Here is a 16051-nt window from a genome sequence, read left to right as displayed (position 1 = left end):
AAGCTGGCCGCATTCGTCATGTCGGCTGGTCTTGCGGGCCTTGCAGGCGGCATGAAGGCGCTCGTCTTCCAGTTTGCAACGCTGACCGATGTCGGTTGGCAGATGTCGGGCGAGGTCATCCTGATGACGCTGCTTGGCGGCATCGGCACGCTGATCGGACCCATCGTCGGAGCAGCCTTCGTCGTCGCCCTCCAGAACTATCTCGCAACATCCGACTTCCCCGTCACAATCGTCACCGGCCTCATCTTCATGGCATGCGTCATCCTCTTCCGTAAAGGTATCGTCGGTGAGTTCTATGCCTGGTTGGAACGGAGGAAATGAGATTGAGCGATGCTTTCTTCATTTATCGCACGACTGTCTCGCCGAGCTGGATCGACTATAATGGCCATATGGGCGACTATGCCTATGGCATTGTCTTTTCTGATGCGGCGACCGCGTATATGGATCGGATAGGGATCGACGTAGCCTATCGCGAGGCGAACAATGCCACGCTCTATACCCTTGATAGCCGCATCGGATACTTGAAAGAGTGTCATGTCGATGAAGCGCTGAGTGTGGAGCTCTCGGTCCTAAACGTAGATCGCAAACGCATGCACCTATTCATGTGTATGCAGAATGGGGATGGACATGAAGTTGCTCTCTGTGAACAGGTGTTGATGCATGTCAGCCGGGCTAGCGGGGCGCCTCGTGCATCCGATATGCCGGAATTGGCGCAACAGAGACTATTGGCCGATCTTGAGCTTTCCAAAACGGCCATCAAGCCGGACTGGCTTGCACGCAAGATCGGTTTGGAAAGAAAAACGTAATCGATCTAAAGTTCCGAAGGGTGATGATGCATCGTCGCTTTAGCGGAGCGATGCATCTTTTATTTTGAATTGCCCTAATGATAGAATTACGAATTTCAATGAAGTATTTTAAATATTGAAATAAATAATTCTCAATGAAGATTTATATTCGAAGTTTAATTTCAATTTTAATTGCGTTATTCGATGTTATGCTGTTCGTTCCTCTTCTTAAATAAAGGGATGCGACCGATGGCTAAGTTCGTGGGAACAAATCTTGATGATTTTATTTTCGGCGCTGACGGGAATGATGATATCTGGGGTCTCGGTGGCGACGATATCTTGATCAGCTCAAGTGGTTTTGACCGTCTTGACGGTGGCGCAGGTGATGACCGGCTCATATTGGACGGGGTGAGCGGGGCAGCGAATGGGGGTGCTGGCTTCGACGTGCTGCTTCTTGATTACTCTGAAAGCGCGAGCAATGTTAAAATAAACGCGCTGAATGGGCATGCCACCTTCGACAATGATTGGGATCCAACAAAGGGTGTCTATTTCCGTGATGTCGAGCAGCTGGTTATCAATACCGGTAGTGGTGATGATATTATTGTTGGTGGCACGGGCGACGACATCATCTCAACCGGGGCAGGGGCAGACGTAATTGGGGCTGGCTATTCCAGCCAGTCGCCCGATGCGCTAGGCGATGATTTCATCGACGCGGGCGCTGGAGATGATACTATTTATGATCACTATGGTGCTAATCACATTTATGGCGGCACGGGCAATGATCAAATTATTACTTCATTCTCGTCTGTGGAACTTGATGGCGGTGAAGGATATGACCTGTTGAGCATGGATGACGGGTCGTTCTTTGAGAATATGACAGTCGACTTCAACGAAGGTACCACATCCACCGGCACGACATTTAGGAACTTCGAGTTCATTAGTGTCAATACTGGTCGGGGCAATGACACGATATTGGCCAGTGACACCCAAAAAGCCTTGGTTTCCACGAATGATGGCGACGATAAGTTTGTCGGCGCTGACGGTGATGACCGGGCGATGGGTGGCGGGGGTGACGATATTCTGCATGGCAAGGGCGGTAACGACGACCTTTCCGGGGGGGAGGGCAACGACTATCTCGATGGCGGAGCCGGGAATGATATTCTTTCAGGCGGTGAAGGTCACGATATCCTCATCGGCGGACAGGGAAATGACTCTCTAACAGGTGGTCTTGGCGATGACTACTTCGAAGGCGGAGCGGGAAACGATGTCTTGTTTTCTGTTGGCAGTAGTGCGGGCGGTCCGGCAGGCCATGACGTTCTGTTTGGCGGTGACGGCGACGACTTCATGGTGGCCGGTAATGGCGATCAGTTTCTTGATGGTGGCGCAGGCAATGACCGGATGATGGTGGAGGTCAGCGGTGTAACGAGCTATACCGGTCCTAACACCTTGCTGGGTGGAGATGGAAAAGATCAGATTGCAGGCGGAATCGGTATTGATATTCTGGACGGCGGAGCCGGAAACGACCAGCTTGAAGGTCGATCAGGCGATGATGTGTTGAATGGCGGTGCTGGCGCTGACACCCTCGACGGCGGGCTTGGCGCGGATATCCTGACGGGCGGCAGCGGTGCCGATCAATTCATCTGGTCATTTGCAGCGATGCATCAGAACGGTGGCGTTGATCACATCACCGATTTTGATATTGCGGGCGGTGATGTGATCAAGTTCAGCGGTTATGCTTCGAGCAATCCCGCTATTCACGACTTCGATAGTTTTCTGGCCGCCTCGCACGATACGGCCCAAGGCGTCTATGTCAGCTTTGACGGCAATGAAAACGGCATTTTCATCGAGAGTGTTTCGCTTGCCGACTTAACCGAAAGCGATGTTGTTTTCACCACTTGGTGACGCGCTTGCGACAAAGCTAACACCGCACGAGAGCCACCTGTCTATTATTGAGGGCTTGCGCGGCTGTGACGAGCAATCGCACATGAATGTATCGCTTTCCAACTATCTTGAGGTGTTGGCCGCTCGTAAAGGTGTGGGGCATCTTTCGAATGGTGATTGGGCCCAGATGCAATCCAGTTAAACCCGACACTACCTCATACTGCTTGCCTGGCCGAACCAATGCTGATCGATGACGAACGGTTCTTCATGATGAATGCGAAGACGTTGGGAAACACACTGATCTGCAATTTTCACGATGGTTGCGCGGTCTCGTTGCCTTGTGGTGTTGGGAGCGCTGAGTTGCCAATCAGGCTTCAGCTTTCAGCGCTCAAAGGTGCAGATGCGTGGCTCCTTGCGGTAGCTGCCATGGTAGAGCATCTCGTTTGCTAGAAATGGACGCAGGTGGCCGCGTTATCACTATCGATGTGTGCACAGTGCAGCACCGCGCGTATGTAGATACCGAGGCGATTTGTCATGAATACAGGCTGATGATTAGCCTAAAGCCAATCTGTGTTCGGCGGCAGGTTGGCTTACTTGTTGGCTGTGCACTTAAATAAAAGGGATTGCTGTTAAGTTTTAAATGTAGTTATATTCAAACAATCCATAGCAAAGTGGAGGGTCACAGATGTATGCAATTGCTCCTGCATCGAAAGCCGTAATCCTTCTGGCAGCGTTATCTACGCTTTTTTTCTCCATTGACGCAAACGCGCGTCCTGTTCACAGAGGCATCGTTGTCGGTACAGAACTGAACAACGGTCGATCTTTAACCTGCAGAGAAGCCTCCCGGCGTCTTGCAATGCGCGGTTTGACGAATGTCCGTGAAGTCGACTGCCGTAGACCGCACTATGTCATCCGTGGCATGCGAAATCAGCAGGCGTTGCGGGTCGAGGTCAGAGCGCGCGACGGACGTGTTGTACGCGTTGATCGTTGGCACAGACCCGGTCGCAGATAAATCTTCCCGAACCTGTTCTTAAATCTGAAGTAAATTCAATACCCTAGAGCCATATACCGACTGAATGAAGAACCAAGGCAGTGTATGCTTTGGTGATGAACACTGCACTTCGATCCTGACTAACGTGGAACTATTTCTGACGCTCACTGCCTCGGAGGGAGGATGCCATGAACAGATACATGTTTAGCTTGTTGGTTGTTGCCGCTGTCGGCCTCGGCGCGAGTGCTTGTACGTCTTCAGAACAGAGAACTGCCGGATATGGCGTCGGCGGTGCTGCGGTCGGCGGTCTCGCCGGTGCCGCCATTGGCGGCAATACGCGCAGCGCACTTACGGGTGCTGCAATCGGTGCCGCAGCTGGAACGCTGGTTGGGGTCGCACAGACCCGAAATGGAGTTCAGTATTGCCGCTATCGGGATCACCACGGTCGCGTTTTTGAAGCGCCTTGTCGTTGAGCGTGTTTGTAGAAAACAATTTTCGATGAAGGATCGGAGAGGAGTGGATAATGTTTCGATCCATTACAGCCATTCTCGCTTTGTTAGCCTTGACCGTGGTGGGTACGATTGCGGAACCTGTCCGGGCATTCAGCCAGAACCAAACTGCTTTGGTCGGTACAAGGGTGAATAACGGTCACAGGATTCGTTGTTCCGATGGTACCAGGCTTTTGAGGATGCGTGGCTTCCGAAATGTGCGTGCGATAGATTGCAGGGGAAGTCACTTCCTCTATCGGGGGGATCGGTTCAGACGAACCTACGACGTAACAATCCGTGCACGTGATGGTCGCATAACGAATGTTCGCACTGTGAGATGGCGCCGCTGACGGGCGCCATTTTCTTATTCGTCTCTCGTTCAGTAGAGGGCGTGCTTGAGTGCGTGATCGTGGCTGAAAGGGCTTATGCATGGAGGTTTACGATTTGCCGCATCTGGAACGCAAGACGATTGAGCAGAAGAAATGGAAAGGCTTTCTTGGCATCGGCGTCCTGTTGTTAGCAGGAGGCGCACTCTGCCTGCTTCTACCGGTTTTCTCGGAGTTTGCGGCAAGTACCATCTTCGGTGCAGTCCTCATGGCAATCGGTGTCGTCAAGATTATCCAGTCGCTCAGGGTTAAGAGTTGGGCGGGCTTTGTCTGGCAGGAATTGGCGGGCGTGGTGGAACTGGTTGGCGGAATAATGATCTATCTCAACCCACTCAAAGGCGCGTTGGCAATAACTTTGCTGATTGCAATTGTGGTGTTCGTACACGGATTTCTTCAGATCGCATTATCGATCAAGATTCATCCTACCAAGGGCTGGTACTGGTTCGTAGTCTCCGGGCTTATCGCCTGGATGGCCAGTGCCGCACTCTTCCTGAAATGGCCTTTGACACGCGAACTCGCATCGGGGTCGATCGCTGGTATTGCCTTGCTGATTGCCGGTGTAGCCTATGTGGGAATAGCCCTCAGCACACGAAATGCATGAATGATTGGTCAATATCTGGCCGCAGGAGGACGCGCAGTTGATGAAAACCCTCGGTTATGTCTCCTTGAATATTGCCCTCTCTGGGGTGCTTTGGTTTCTGTTCATGCATCCCGGTCTGGCCCAGCAATCTCCCGCCGCGCCATCAGTGGTCGTGAGAAAGATCGGCTCGGCGCCTTCCAGCGCTCCACTTCAATTCAATGGTCAGATCGAAGCGATAGAAGCGGTTGATATTCAGGCCCGGATTACCGGTTTTCTCAAAGGGAAGAGCTTCGAGCAGGGCAGCGCAGTAAAAGCGGGCGATCTCCTTTTTGAGATCGAGCCGGATCAAATGCAGGCGGCGGCTGCATCGGCCGAAGCGCAGGTTGCGCGTGCGCAAGCGTCGCAGAATGCCGCCAGGCAGACCTTGACGCGAACACGAACACTGGCAAATCGGAATACGGCTTCTCAAGCCTCTCTCGATGATGCTCAGGCCGCGTTCGATATCGCGTCGGCGGACGTTCAAAGTGCAGAAGCTGCTCTCAATACGGCCAGGCTCAATCTCTCCTACACACAAATCCGTTCCCCGATCAATGGCACCATTGGCAGGTCGCTTTTTACCGTTGGAAATCTCGTCGGTCCAAATTCTGGTCCGTTGGCGCGCATTGTTCAACTCGATCCCGTGCGGGTTGTTTTCTCCATTACCGACCGGACGCTCATAGCTATTCGCCAGAAGGAGGCGCGGGGTGGGACAGTCGATCTGAATAGTTTCCAGCCCACACTCACTCTTGCCAATGGCAAACCATATGAGCCTGCCGGTACCATCCAGTTCATCGATAACGAGGTCAACGCTCAGACAGGCACAATCGCCGTGCGCGCCTTGTTTGCAAATCCGAACCATATTTTGCTTCCTGGCCAGACAGTTGCTGTCAGTCTGGCGGATGAAGCGGCAAAGATATTGCCGATTGTCCCAATGGCATCCGTTTTGCAGGACCGTGAGGGCAAGTTTGTCTTTGTTTTGAATGATAATAACACGGTTACCCGGCGTCAGATCGTGACCGGTGTTCGCATTAGCAATGACTGGTCTGTGAGAGAGGGGATCAAAGAGGGGGAGACGATAGTCGTTGAAGGCCTTCAAAGAATCGCGGACGGACAAGCGGTTTCGCCGCAGGAAGCGTCGCCGGAAGAGCCGGGGGCCGCTCAATGATCTCTGAAACCTTCATACGGCGAACGCGTCTTGCAATCGTTATCTCCCTTCTCATTTCTATTGCAGGTGCAATTGCCGTCTTCTCTTTGCCCATCCAGCAGTATCCGCAGATTACACCACCGACAGTCACGGTGTCGGCGACATATCCGGGTGCCAGTGCGGAGGTAATTGCCGACGTTGTTGGCGGCCCGCTGGAGACAGCCATCAATGGCGTCGATGACATGATGTATATGTCGTCCACGAGTTCCAATGCCGGGCAATATTCATTGTCAGTTGCCTTTGAAGTGGGCACAGATCCGGAGCTTGCGCAGATCAATGTGCAAAATCGCGCGCAGCTGGCAATTTCCCGGTTGCCTGCCGCCGTTGCGCAGCAGGGCGTTTCTGTTCGATCGCGTTCGCCCGATTTCGTGTTGGGCATAGCATTCTATTCCCCTGATGACAGCTTGAGCGCGCTGGAGATCACCAACTTCACCACGACGACGATTGTCGATGCGATTTCGCGGGTGGCTGGTGTCGGTGAGGCGAGCGTTACCGGCGCGTCTGAATATTCGATGCGTGTCTGGCTCAATCCGCAAAGAATGGATGCACTCGGGATATCCATTGATGAGGTTTCAGCCGCCATTCAGCGGCAGAATATCCAGGCTACGCTCGGGCAGTCAGGTGCGCCTCCCATGCGGGTGGGGACTGAGCTTCAATATACACTGGTGGCTCAGGGGCGGCTGCGTGATGCGGACGAATTTGGAGCCATCGTCATCCGCACCGGAGCCGATGGCGCAAAGGTGTTTTTGCGGGATATCGCTCGTCTCGAACTCGGTGCGCGTAACTATGCCTCACGAGCAAGTTTCGCCGGTCATGAATCTGCAATGCTTCAGATCAACCAGTCCCCCGGCGCCAATGCGATTCAGACCGCAACCGCCGTTCAGGCTGAACTCAAGCGATTATCGTCGCGGTTTCCGGCAGGGCTGCAGTATCATGTCGTGTATGATGCAACGCGGTTTGTCGATGCCAGCCTGCAATTGACCTCGCGAACATTGTTTGAGGCTTTTGTTATTGTGCTCGCGGTGACGTTCATATTCTTGCAGGATTGGCGCGCGACGTTGATTTCTGCTCTTGCCATACCGGTCTCAATGCTTGGCGCAGTCGCAGTCCTGTTGGCGGTTGGCTATTCGCTGAATATGATTTCGTTGCTGGCCTTGGTCCTCGCCATTGGCCTCGTTGTCGATGACGCCATTCTTGTTGTCGAGAACGTCAAACACGTGCTGGATGATACGCCGGACATCACAGTTGTTGAGGCGACGCGCAAGGCGATGCATCAGATCACCGGGCCGATCATCTCGACAACATTGGTACTTCTCGCGGTCGTTACACCGACCGCCTTTCTGGCAGGTATTGGCGGGCAGCTTTATCGCCAGTTTGCGGTCACGATCTCATCGGCTCTCGTCATATCCTCATTCGTCGGTCTGACGCTCAGTCCGGCTTTGGCGACGTTGTTGCTTCGGCGGGGACAGAGCGGTTTTCGAAGAGGCCCTCTGGCTTGGTTCTCGAGCTTCATGGAGCGAACCCGGAATGCTTATGGCCGGTGTGTCGGTGTTCTCGTTAAATACTGGTATGTCCCGCTCGCGGCCATTGCTGCGTGCTTTGCCGGTGCATATCTCATTTTTGTCAATCTGCCCGCTACTTTCCTGCCTGATGAGGATCAGGGCGCGTTGTTCGTTGATATCCAGTTGCCAAGTGCAGCTTCACTCGATCGCACCAATCGCATTGTCGAGAATGTCAGAAAGGTTCTCACCGAGACGCCCGGGGTTCAGGACGTGATAACGGTCGCTGGCTTCAGTATTCTGCAAGCGACAAGCACACCCAATGGCGCCATGGCCGTCGCAGCACTCTTGCCGTGGGAAGACCGCGAAAAGGAAGAGCTGCGACTTAATAATATCATCGGTTCCCTGCGGTCCCAATTTGCGCAGATTCCCGGTGCGATTGTCTCGGTGTTTGCGCCGCCTGCAATAGCCGGTATCGGGTCCGTTGGTGGGCTGGATTTCCGTCTGCAAGCCTTGCAGGGGCAGTCGACAGAGGAAATCGCGCAGGTTACAAACGCGCTTCTGGGTTATTTCAATCAGAGCAAGGAAATTGGCGGCGCAGCCACGACATTCAATGCGAACGTGCCGCAAATTTATGTCGATGTGGACCGTTCTCGCGCCGAGGCGCTCGGGCTCAGCGTGTCTGATATTTACGCCGTGATTGGTGCTAATTTTGGTTCGCGCTATGTCAACGACTTTACGCTTAACGGGCGTGTCTTTCAGGTCAATCTGCAAGCGGATTCCGATTTTCGAGCCCACAGCGAAGACATTTTGAAACTCCATGTGAGAAACCGCAACGGCGCGATGGTTCCATTGCGCAGTGTGGTTTCCTTGACCACCGTTCTCTCGCCCTTTGTGATTACGCGCTACAATCTCTCGGTTGCAGCGCAGGTCAATGCGGTTCCGGCTCCGGGCGCGAGCAGTGGTCAGGCCATGGCGGCAATGGAGACGGTAGCATTGCAAAAACTGCCCGATGGCTATGGCTATGAGTGGTCTGGCTTGTCCTTTCAGGAAAGCAGAAGCAGCGGTCAGGAAGGCTTGGTCTTTGCCCTTGCTTTCCTCTTCGCTTATCTCTTCCTGGTCGCGCAATATGAAAGCTGGGCTTTGCCTGCGGTGGTCATCGTGTCATTGGGAGCAGCTTTGCTCGGCGCTGTGGCTGCTCTGAAGGCCTTCGGACTTCAAAATAGTCTCTATGTTCAGATCGCGATGGTGTTGCTGATCGGCCTTGCCGCAAAAAATGCAATTTTGATTGTGGAGTTTGCAAAGGAACGGCGAGAAGCGGGACTGACTGCGGGCGAAGCGGCGCGGGCCGGAGCCGAGCAACGTTTCCGGGCTGTGATGATGACGGCTGTGTCGTTCATTCTGGGCATTCTTCCCTTGATACTGTCCTCCGGTGCTGGTGCTGGCGCGCGTCGGGCGGTTGGCGTGACCATTTTTGGAGGCATGGTCGCAGCAACGACGATAGGTTTATTGTTGACGCCTGGTTTGTATTTCATTGTGCAACGGATAACTGAGCGATTGGCGAAACGCCGCGATCATTGATTTGCTCGGCGCAAACTGTATACTTTGGTATATCTCCGATACCATAATGCACCTTGGAGAAGGCATGCATTTTCGTAGCTCATGACAGGTTCATCTGGTATTGAGATGCCGTCGGAGCGAAACAATTCAGCTCCTTAACACAGGAAACCACAATGCCCAGCGACAGTAGTCGAAAGCTGTCGCCACTGGGGTTGTTCGGAGAGAGCTGATTTCAGGCTCTTACCCGGACGCTTGCAGTGGCGCGTCATGAGGTAAGAGATGAATATTGCAGCAGCAATCGCCAATTTTGGCGCGCGCTTTGGCGTGCATATGCGTAACCCCAACTACGCAACCGCTTCCAGCGGGCAAACCACGTATCGCCCCATTTACGAAGCACAAGCAAGCGGTGACAGGACTGCCGGGAAAACTTTGCGGCTGACAACGATCTGGTATGTGAACCCGGAAAACGGTCGCGTGGAATGCCGGTGGACCAAGGACCCCGATGAAATTGCGCAGTACCGGTCCTTGCCAGTGTTGGAGCGCTTCGGCCTGTTCCTCGCAGCCGGTCAGCAGAACCGGACATCAAACTGGGTGCACTGAAGGGCAGTCTTGTTCCATCCGTTGCGATTGAAGACAAGGAATTCGACGATGGACGACGACCCAAGTAGGTCCGCTCGGTTGGTGCGTGGAGCACTATCCGGGCGGGCATCTCAGAATTTCTACCGACAAACAAACCGTACGTCGCTTCGACGGTGCGGCATGGCTTTGCACATCCTGTAACGGGATGGGCATGTCTGTGCTCGTGCCGAATATTGCGGCATGAGGATAAAGACATGAATGCCATCGTAAAACAGCCTGTAGCAGCGACTGCTCGTAAGGACGACAGGAAGGTGTCGATGCGTGCCGTGCGTGAGGCACAGAACAGCGTCGACACGACGCTTGCCAATTTCAAAACAAATCTCAACGGACTGACGGAAGCTGAAGCCAGGGAACGTCTCCTCAAAGATGGCCCCAACCATGTGGCGCATGAAAAGCGCCCGCATGCTTTTGTGCAGTTCCTGCTCGCGTTCAAGAATCCGTTCATTGCCGTACTGGTTGCGCTGGCCGCTATTTCTTCTGTCACCGATATCATCTTGCCGCTGATCAGTGGTGAGGAGCCAGAATATACCGGCGTGACGATCATTCTTACGATGGTGTTCCTCAGCGCGCTGCTGCGTTTCTGGCAGGAGTTTCGTTCCGGGAATGCTGCGGAAGCGCTTAAAGCGATGGTGCGCACCACGGCGACGGTGTTGCGTCGTCAGGAGCGTGGGGCTGGCCAAAGCGCCGAGGCAAAGCTGGTCGAAGTGCCAATGGCGGAACTCGTTACCGGTGATATTGTCAAGCTATCCGCTGGCGATATGATCCCTGCCGACGTGCGCCTCCTTGAATCGCGTGACCTCTTTGTCAGTCAGGCCGCTTTGACAGGTGAAGCCCTGCCGGTTGAGAAATACGACACGCTTGGCGCTATTGCTGAAAAGTCTGCTGACGCTACGGCAACGTCAGGTGGCCAGCAAGATATGCTCGATCTGCCGACAGTCTGCTTTATGGGCACGAATGTCGTCAGCGGCACGGCGACTGCCGTGGTGGTCGCCACGGGTGCGCGGACATATTTTGGTTCGCTCGCCAAAGCGATCGTAGGCTCGCGTGCAGAAACGGCCTTTGATCGTGGTGTGAACAGCGTGAGCTGGCTGCTGATCCGCTTCATGCTTGTGATGGTGCCAGTCGTCCTGCTGATCAACGGCTTCACCAAAGGAGACTGGCCGGACGCATTTATGTTTGCGCTTGCTGTGGCTGTGGGTCTGACGCCTGAAATGCTGCCGATGATCGTTTCATCAAACCTTGCCAAAGGCGCTGTTGCCATGGCGCGCCGCAAGGTGGTGGTGAAGCGTCTTAATGCTATCCAGAATTTCGGCGCAATGGACGTGCTTTGCACGGATAAGACCGGCACGCTGACTCAGGACAAGATCATTCTTGAACATCACCTTGACGTTCATGGTCAGGTTGACCCCGGCGTATTGCGTCTGGCCTGGCTTAACAGCTACCATCAGAGTGGTGTGAAGAACCTTATGGATCAGGCGGTTATCCGCTTTTCCGAAGATTTGCCTTCACTCACTGCGCCCGCCCGGATTTACAACAAGGTCGACGAACTGCCCTTCGACTTCGTGCGCCGCCGGTTGTCGGTCGTGGTTGAAGGCCTTGGTGGCGAGCATCTGTTGATTTGCAAGGGTGCAGTCGAAGAGATGCTGGCAATCTCGACCGCAATCCGCGATGGCGACGAGATCAAGCCGCTTGACGATATTCGCCGGAATGCACTTGTTGAACTGGCACGTGGCTATAATCGCGATGGATTCCGTGTGCTGGTGATTGCCACGCGCGAGATTGCGCCAGCCTTGACCATGACGCGTTATGGTATCCCGGATGAAAAGGAGCTGGTGGTACAGGGTTTGCTGACCTTCCTCGACCCGCCAAAGGAGACCGCTCGTCCAGCGATTGCGGCTTTGGCCGATCATGGTGTTGCCGTCAAAGTTCTCACTGGCGACAATGAAGTCGTCACCACCAAGATCTGCCGCGAGGTCGGGCTGGAGCCCGGCACGCCAATTCTCGGTCGTGAAATCGAGAAGATGAGCGATGAGACGTTGCGCTTGACGGTCGAGCAGACCACCATTTTTGCAAAGCTCACGCCCTTGCAAAAGTCGCGTGTTCTCAAAGCATTGCAGGCAAATGGTCATACGGTTGGATTTCTTGGTGATGGTATCAATGATGCCCCGGCATTGCGCGATGCGGATGTGGGTATTTCGGTTGATAGCGGTACTGATATTGCCAAGGAATCTGCCGATATCATCCTGCTGGAAAAGAGCCTGATGGTGCTGGAAGAGGGTGTTATCAAAGGGCGTGAGACCTTCGGCAATATCATCAAGTATCTCAACATGACCGCCAGCTCGAACTTCGGTAACGTCTTCTCGGTTCTGGTGGCAAGCGCCTTCATTCCGTTCCTGCCGATGCTGGCTATCCATCTCCTGATCCAGAACCTGATGTACGATATCTCGCAGCTTTCCTTGCCATGGGATCGTATGGACAAGGAATTTCTCGCCAAGCCGCGCAAATGGGATGCAAGAAATATTGGCCGCTTCATGCTCTGGATTGGCCCGACATCGTCGATCTTCGACATCACGACTTTTGCGCTGATGTGGTATGTCTTTGCCGCCAATACGCCGGAAATGCAGTCGCTGTTCCAGTCCGGCTGGTTCATTGAGGGGCTGCTGTCTCAGACACTCGTCGTGCATATGCTACGCACGCAAAAAATACCGTTCATCCAAAGCACGGCGGCTTTGCCCGTGATGTTGATGACGGGACTGATCATGGCGCTCGGGATTTACATTCCATTCTCGCCGCTGGGTGCAATGGTCGGTTTGCAGCCGCTACCATGGGCGTACTTCCCGTGGCTTGTCGCGACGCTGTTTGCTTATTGCGTCGTCGCACAGACCATGAAGACCTTCTACATTCGCCGCTTTGGCCAATGGTTCTGATGTGAAGCTGTCGGTGCCTCGCAGCATCTCATCGAAGGAAGTGACCAGTAGCACAACTGCTGGTCACTTTTTCATCCGTGTTTTGAACCGGCTGTTTGAGGAGACAAACATGACCGCTGAACGCATTTGCGCTTTTGCTCCACCTACATCGAAGCGGAGGTCGCGTCGTAAACGCAACGGACCAGAACGGCGAAAGCATGCCGTCCAGAACGCACCATTGTGCCCGCGTCAGCCAGACTTCTGGACGCGGCTCAGAAATCTGGGGCAACGGCTCTTCTGCTGGATACTGGTTTCAATCGCTATCCGCTTAGCGAATACGACATACCGATTTTCCCGGATGGGTTTGCTCAGTCAGCGGCAAACATGCTGGCTCTTACGACGGTCGACGCAAATTCATGCGAAATCCGTCCGTTTGCTTGTCGGTGGATCATGGTAGATCAAGCCTGTTGATTAGCGCTATAAGGCTTCGGTGAGCGGCCTGACCCATGTCAAAGAGGAGACATTCAATGCGAATGAAGGGCTTTCGCCGCATGTCTCCACGGGACGTCGCAACATCTCTGGGGTTGGCGCTTGTAAGTGCCGCGATTTTCGCCTTCGACACAGTCACCGACTACGCGATTGCGGCGGCTGTGTTCTATACAGCGGTCGTGCTGGTTTCAGCCAGAATGTTCACCCACCGCACTGTTATTGGCGTTGCTGCGGGTTGCATTTTTCTGACCATCGTGAGCTTCGGTCTGACGCGCTCCGGAGCCTATAATGTCGGGTTCATCAACACATTGATCAGTATTCTTGCTATCGCATGCACCGCCTATCTTGGCCTGAAGCTGGTGGATGCCGAAGCCGAAACTCACGAGACGCGAGAACGCCTGCTGCGTCTCGCGCGCCTGACTACGCTTGGCCAACTGACTGGTTCGATCACCCACGAAGTCAGTCAACCCTTGGTCGCCATCGAAACGAGTGCTGGGGCGGGGCGTCGCTGGCTGACACAGGAACCGCCAAACGTGCCGCGTGCGCTATCCGCGTTCGAGCGGATATCTGCGGATTCTCATCGCGCGAGTGAGATACTCGACCGCGTTCGTCGCCTGTCAAAAGGAGAAAAGCCGAAGGTCGGGAGCTTCGATTTCAACATGGCGATCCGCGAAATGGTCGATCTGGCTGCCGCCGAGCTTTATCGCAATGATGTCCATTTTGAACTCGACTTGGCCACTGACCTACCACCTGCTTTCGCGGATCGTGTACAGATACAGCAGGTTTTCGGCAATCTAATCCTCAATGGCGTCGAAGCCATGACGCAGATCGAGAAGGGGAACCGCTATCTCTTGATCACATCCTCATCCGGCGAAAACGCCAGCTTGCGGTTCACGGTAGCTGATACCGGTCCGGGGCTGACAAATACCGCGAGAGAACGCCTTTTTGATGCTTTCTGGACCACAAAAGAGGGCGGTTTTGGGCTGGGGTTGACGATCAGCCGTACAATTGTTGAGGCGAATGGTGGTCGCATCTGGACTAATGCCCAAGGCGCATTGGGAACCAGTTCGGGCGGCGTGACATTTCTTTTGGAAGTACCAGCAAGTCAGGACGGGCGAGTATGACGACAACATATGAAAACGCTGCAGTCGTCTATATTATTGATGACGATCTTTCAGTTCGACAGGCGCTGGAAGATTTGTTCGCCTCTATCGACATGAAGGCGATGAGCTTTGCATCCGTGCGTGGTTTTCTTGATCATGAACGGCAAGCCGGTCCGGCATGCATCATACTGGATGTGCGAATGCCAGAGCAGACCGGTACGGATTTCTTCGCGCAGATGACTGGGCTCGGTATTCACCTGCCGGTCATCTTTATCACCGGTCACGGCGATATTGCCATGGGCGTCAGAGCTATCAAAAATGGTGCGGTGGATTTTCTGCCAAAGCCATTCCGTGATCACGACCTGTTGGATGCTGTCTACCGGGCAATCGAAGGCGAGAAAAAACGTTTGCAGGATGAACACGCTCGTTCAGAGGTCCACGCTCGTTGGTCAAGCCTGACTGCCGGTGAACGCGATGTGTTCGCGCTTGTCGTACAAGGTCTCTTGAACAAGCAGATAGCGGCGGAACTCGACGTGAAGGAAATTACGGTGAAGGTGCGCCGCGCCCATGTAATGCAGAAAATGCAGGTGGGATCCCTGGCCGATCTGGTGCGGATGTCTGCTTTGATAGAGCCGTAACAATGGACAGTTCGACCTCCTCGTACTCGAACTGGTACGCTTGGAATATTAACAACTGGTCATTTTTATAAAGCCAGTTAAGGCGTAGAGCGACCTCGATATAAGGAGAATGTCGATGTACAATCCGCCCGCGTTCCAAGTGGATGATCTCACCACGTTACACAACATGATGCGCGAATGCCGTACGGCTAACTTCGTAACGGCGACAACGGAAGGCCCAATGGTCACGCTGCTTCCTATGTTTCTTGAAGCGAGCGAAGGCGAATACGGCACTCTCTACGGCCACCTTGCACGCGCCAACACGCAGTGGAAAGTCCCGGTGCTGGGCGAGGGTCTCGCAGTCTTCACTGGGGCTGAAGCCTATATCACACCGTCCTGGTATGCGACCAAGGCAGAGCATGGCAAAGTGGTGCCAACGTGGAATTATACCGCAGTCCACGCTTCTGGCCCGGTCGAATTTTTCGAAGAAACCGATCGGTTGCTGGAGGTCGTCGATAGGCTTACCAATCTCCATGAGGAAAACAGAAGTCATCCGTGGATGGTCAGCGATGCTCCAGCGGCTTTTATCAGTGGTCAGTTACGCGGTATAGTTGGTTTGCGCATGCCAATCCAAAAGCTGGAGGGCAAGTGCAAGATGAGCCAGAACAGATCGCTGGCTGATCGTATCGGCGTCCGCGATGGGCTGGCCGAAAGCACAGACACTGAAGACAGGATCGTAGCCTCCATGATCCCCGACGAGTGAGGATCAATGTTGTTCTAGACAATCTTGCTAGGGCGTAGACTCATAAACTGATGCACCAGATGCGGACAGCGATCAGTTTGACAGCAGCGAGGAAATTGTCCGGGTTCTTGTCGTAACGCGT

12 protein-coding genes and 1 pseudogene are annotated in these 16051 nt (G+C 54.0%); 12 read left to right on the top strand and 1 reads right to left on the bottom strand.

The genetic code is table 11. The features are described 5' to 3' along the window. The 12 genes from FHW00_RS24030 to FHW00_RS23975 all read left to right on the top strand — a co-directional run. A partial coding sequence (locus FHW00_RS24030) for a branched-chain amino acid ABC transporter permease (RefSeq protein ID WP_182514706.1) occupies positions 1 to 321 on the top strand: 321 nt, incomplete at its 5' end. Between the two features lie 2 nt (positions 322 to 323). Then, entirely contained in the window at positions 324 to 806 is a 483-nt protein-coding gene (locus FHW00_RS24025) for a thioesterase family protein (RefSeq protein WP_176168392.1), read from the top strand. 228 nt (positions 807 to 1034) lie between these two features. Then, entirely contained in the window at positions 1035 to 2687 is a 1653-nt protein-coding gene (locus tag FHW00_RS24020) for a calcium-binding protein (protein WP_078341287.1), read from the top strand. A 1158-nt stretch (positions 2688 to 3845) separates the two neighbouring features. Then, complete coding sequence (locus tag FHW00_RS24015) at positions 3846 to 4130, top strand: glycine zipper 2TM domain-containing protein (protein WP_078341285.1); 285 nt, start codon at positions 3846 to 3848, stop codon at positions 4128 to 4130. A gap of 444 nt (positions 4131 to 4574) precedes the next feature. Further along, the gene (locus tag FHW00_RS24010) at positions 4575 to 5132 is read left to right on the top strand and encodes an HdeD family acid-resistance protein (RefSeq protein WP_078341283.1); all 558 of its coding nucleotides are present in this window, start codon (positions 4575 to 4577) and stop codon (positions 5130 to 5132) included. A gap of 40 nt (positions 5133 to 5172) precedes the next feature. Next, on the top strand, positions 5173 to 6315 hold the full coding sequence (locus tag FHW00_RS24005) for an efflux RND transporter periplasmic adaptor subunit (RefSeq protein WP_445558033.1): 1143 nt from the start codon (positions 5173 to 5175) through the stop codon (positions 6313 to 6315). Further along, the gene (locus FHW00_RS24000; RefSeq protein ID WP_078341282.1) at positions 6312 to 9434 is read left to right on the top strand and encodes an efflux RND transporter permease subunit; all 3123 of its coding nucleotides are present in this window, start codon (positions 6312 to 6314) and stop codon (positions 9432 to 9434) included. The genes FHW00_RS24005 and FHW00_RS24000 overlap by 4 nt, the downstream gene beginning before the upstream one ends. 258 nt (positions 9435 to 9692) lie before the next feature. After that, the gene (locus FHW00_RS23995; protein ID WP_078341281.1) at positions 9693 to 10013 is read left to right on the top strand and encodes a hypothetical protein; all 321 of its coding nucleotides are present in this window, start codon (positions 9693 to 9695) and stop codon (positions 10011 to 10013) included. Positions 10014 to 10246: 233 nt separating this feature from the next. Continuing rightward, on the top strand, positions 10247 to 12979 hold the full coding sequence (gene mgtA, locus FHW00_RS23990; protein ID WP_078341280.1) for a magnesium-translocating P-type ATPase: 2733 nt from the start codon (positions 10247 to 10249) through the stop codon (positions 12977 to 12979). Positions 12980 to 13485: 506 nt separating this feature from the next. Next, a complete protein-coding gene (locus FHW00_RS23985; protein ID WP_139364463.1) occupies positions 13486 to 14571 on the top strand; it encodes a sensor histidine kinase in 1086 nt (361 codons plus the stop codon). After that, positions 14568 to 15188, top strand: coding sequence for a response regulator transcription factor (locus tag FHW00_RS23980; RefSeq protein ID WP_078341278.1), 621 nt, complete (start codon positions 14568 to 14570; stop codon positions 15186 to 15188). The genes FHW00_RS23985 and FHW00_RS23980 overlap by 4 nt, the downstream gene beginning before the upstream one ends. Positions 15189 to 15303: 115 nt before the next feature. Further along, positions 15304 to 15930 (top strand): FMN-binding negative transcriptional regulator, encoded by a 627-nt coding sequence (locus FHW00_RS23975; RefSeq protein WP_078341277.1) that lies wholly within the window; start codon positions 15304 to 15306, stop codon positions 15928 to 15930. A gap of 40 nt (positions 15931 to 15970) precedes the next feature. Here FHW00_RS23975 and FHW00_RS23970 read toward each other — a convergent pair. Next, positions 15971 to 16051: pseudogene (locus tag FHW00_RS23970) on the bottom strand (IS5/IS1182 family transposase); the annotation flags it as partial.

The sequence above is a fragment of the Ochrobactrum sp. P6BSIII genome (assembly GCF_014138065.1).
Taxonomy (GTDB): domain Bacteria; phylum Pseudomonadota; class Alphaproteobacteria; order Rhizobiales; family Rhizobiaceae; genus Brucella.
This window is presented reverse-complemented; position numbering and strand designations above follow the sequence as displayed.

What these genes read in the sequence shown, in the direction of transcription:
- FHW00_RS24020 (WP_078341287.1), top strand. Translation starts at nt 1,035, where the DNA reads ATGGCTAAGTTCGTGGGAACAAATCTTGATGATTTTATTTTCGGCGCT.
- FHW00_RS24015 (WP_078341285.1), top strand. Translation starts at nt 3,846, where the DNA reads ATGAACAGATACATGTTTAGCTTGTTGGTTGTTGCCGCTGTCGGCCTC.
- FHW00_RS24010 (WP_078341283.1), top strand. Translation starts at nt 4,575, where the DNA reads ATGGAGGTTTACGATTTGCCGCATCTGGAACGCAAGACGATTGAGCAG.
- FHW00_RS24005 (WP_445558033.1), top strand. Translation starts at nt 5,173, where the DNA reads ATGAAAACCCTCGGTTATGTCTCCTTGAATATTGCCCTCTCTGGGGTG.
- FHW00_RS24000 (WP_078341282.1), top strand. Translation starts at nt 6,312, where the DNA reads ATGATCTCTGAAACCTTCATACGGCGAACGCGTCTTGCAATCGTTATC.
- FHW00_RS23995 (WP_078341281.1), top strand. Translation starts at nt 9,693, where the DNA reads ATGAATATTGCAGCAGCAATCGCCAATTTTGGCGCGCGCTTTGGCGTG.
- mgtA (WP_078341280.1), top strand. Translation starts at nt 10,247, where the DNA reads ATGAATGCCATCGTAAAACAGCCTGTAGCAGCGACTGCTCGTAAGGAC.
- FHW00_RS23985 (WP_139364463.1), top strand. Translation starts at nt 13,486, where the DNA reads ATGCGAATGAAGGGCTTTCGCCGCATGTCTCCACGGGACGTCGCAACA.
- FHW00_RS23980 (WP_078341278.1), top strand. Translation starts at nt 14,568, where the DNA reads ATGACGACAACATATGAAAACGCTGCAGTCGTCTATATTATTGATGAC.
- FHW00_RS23975 (WP_078341277.1), top strand. Translation starts at nt 15,304, where the DNA reads ATGTACAATCCGCCCGCGTTCCAAGTGGATGATCTCACCACGTTACAC.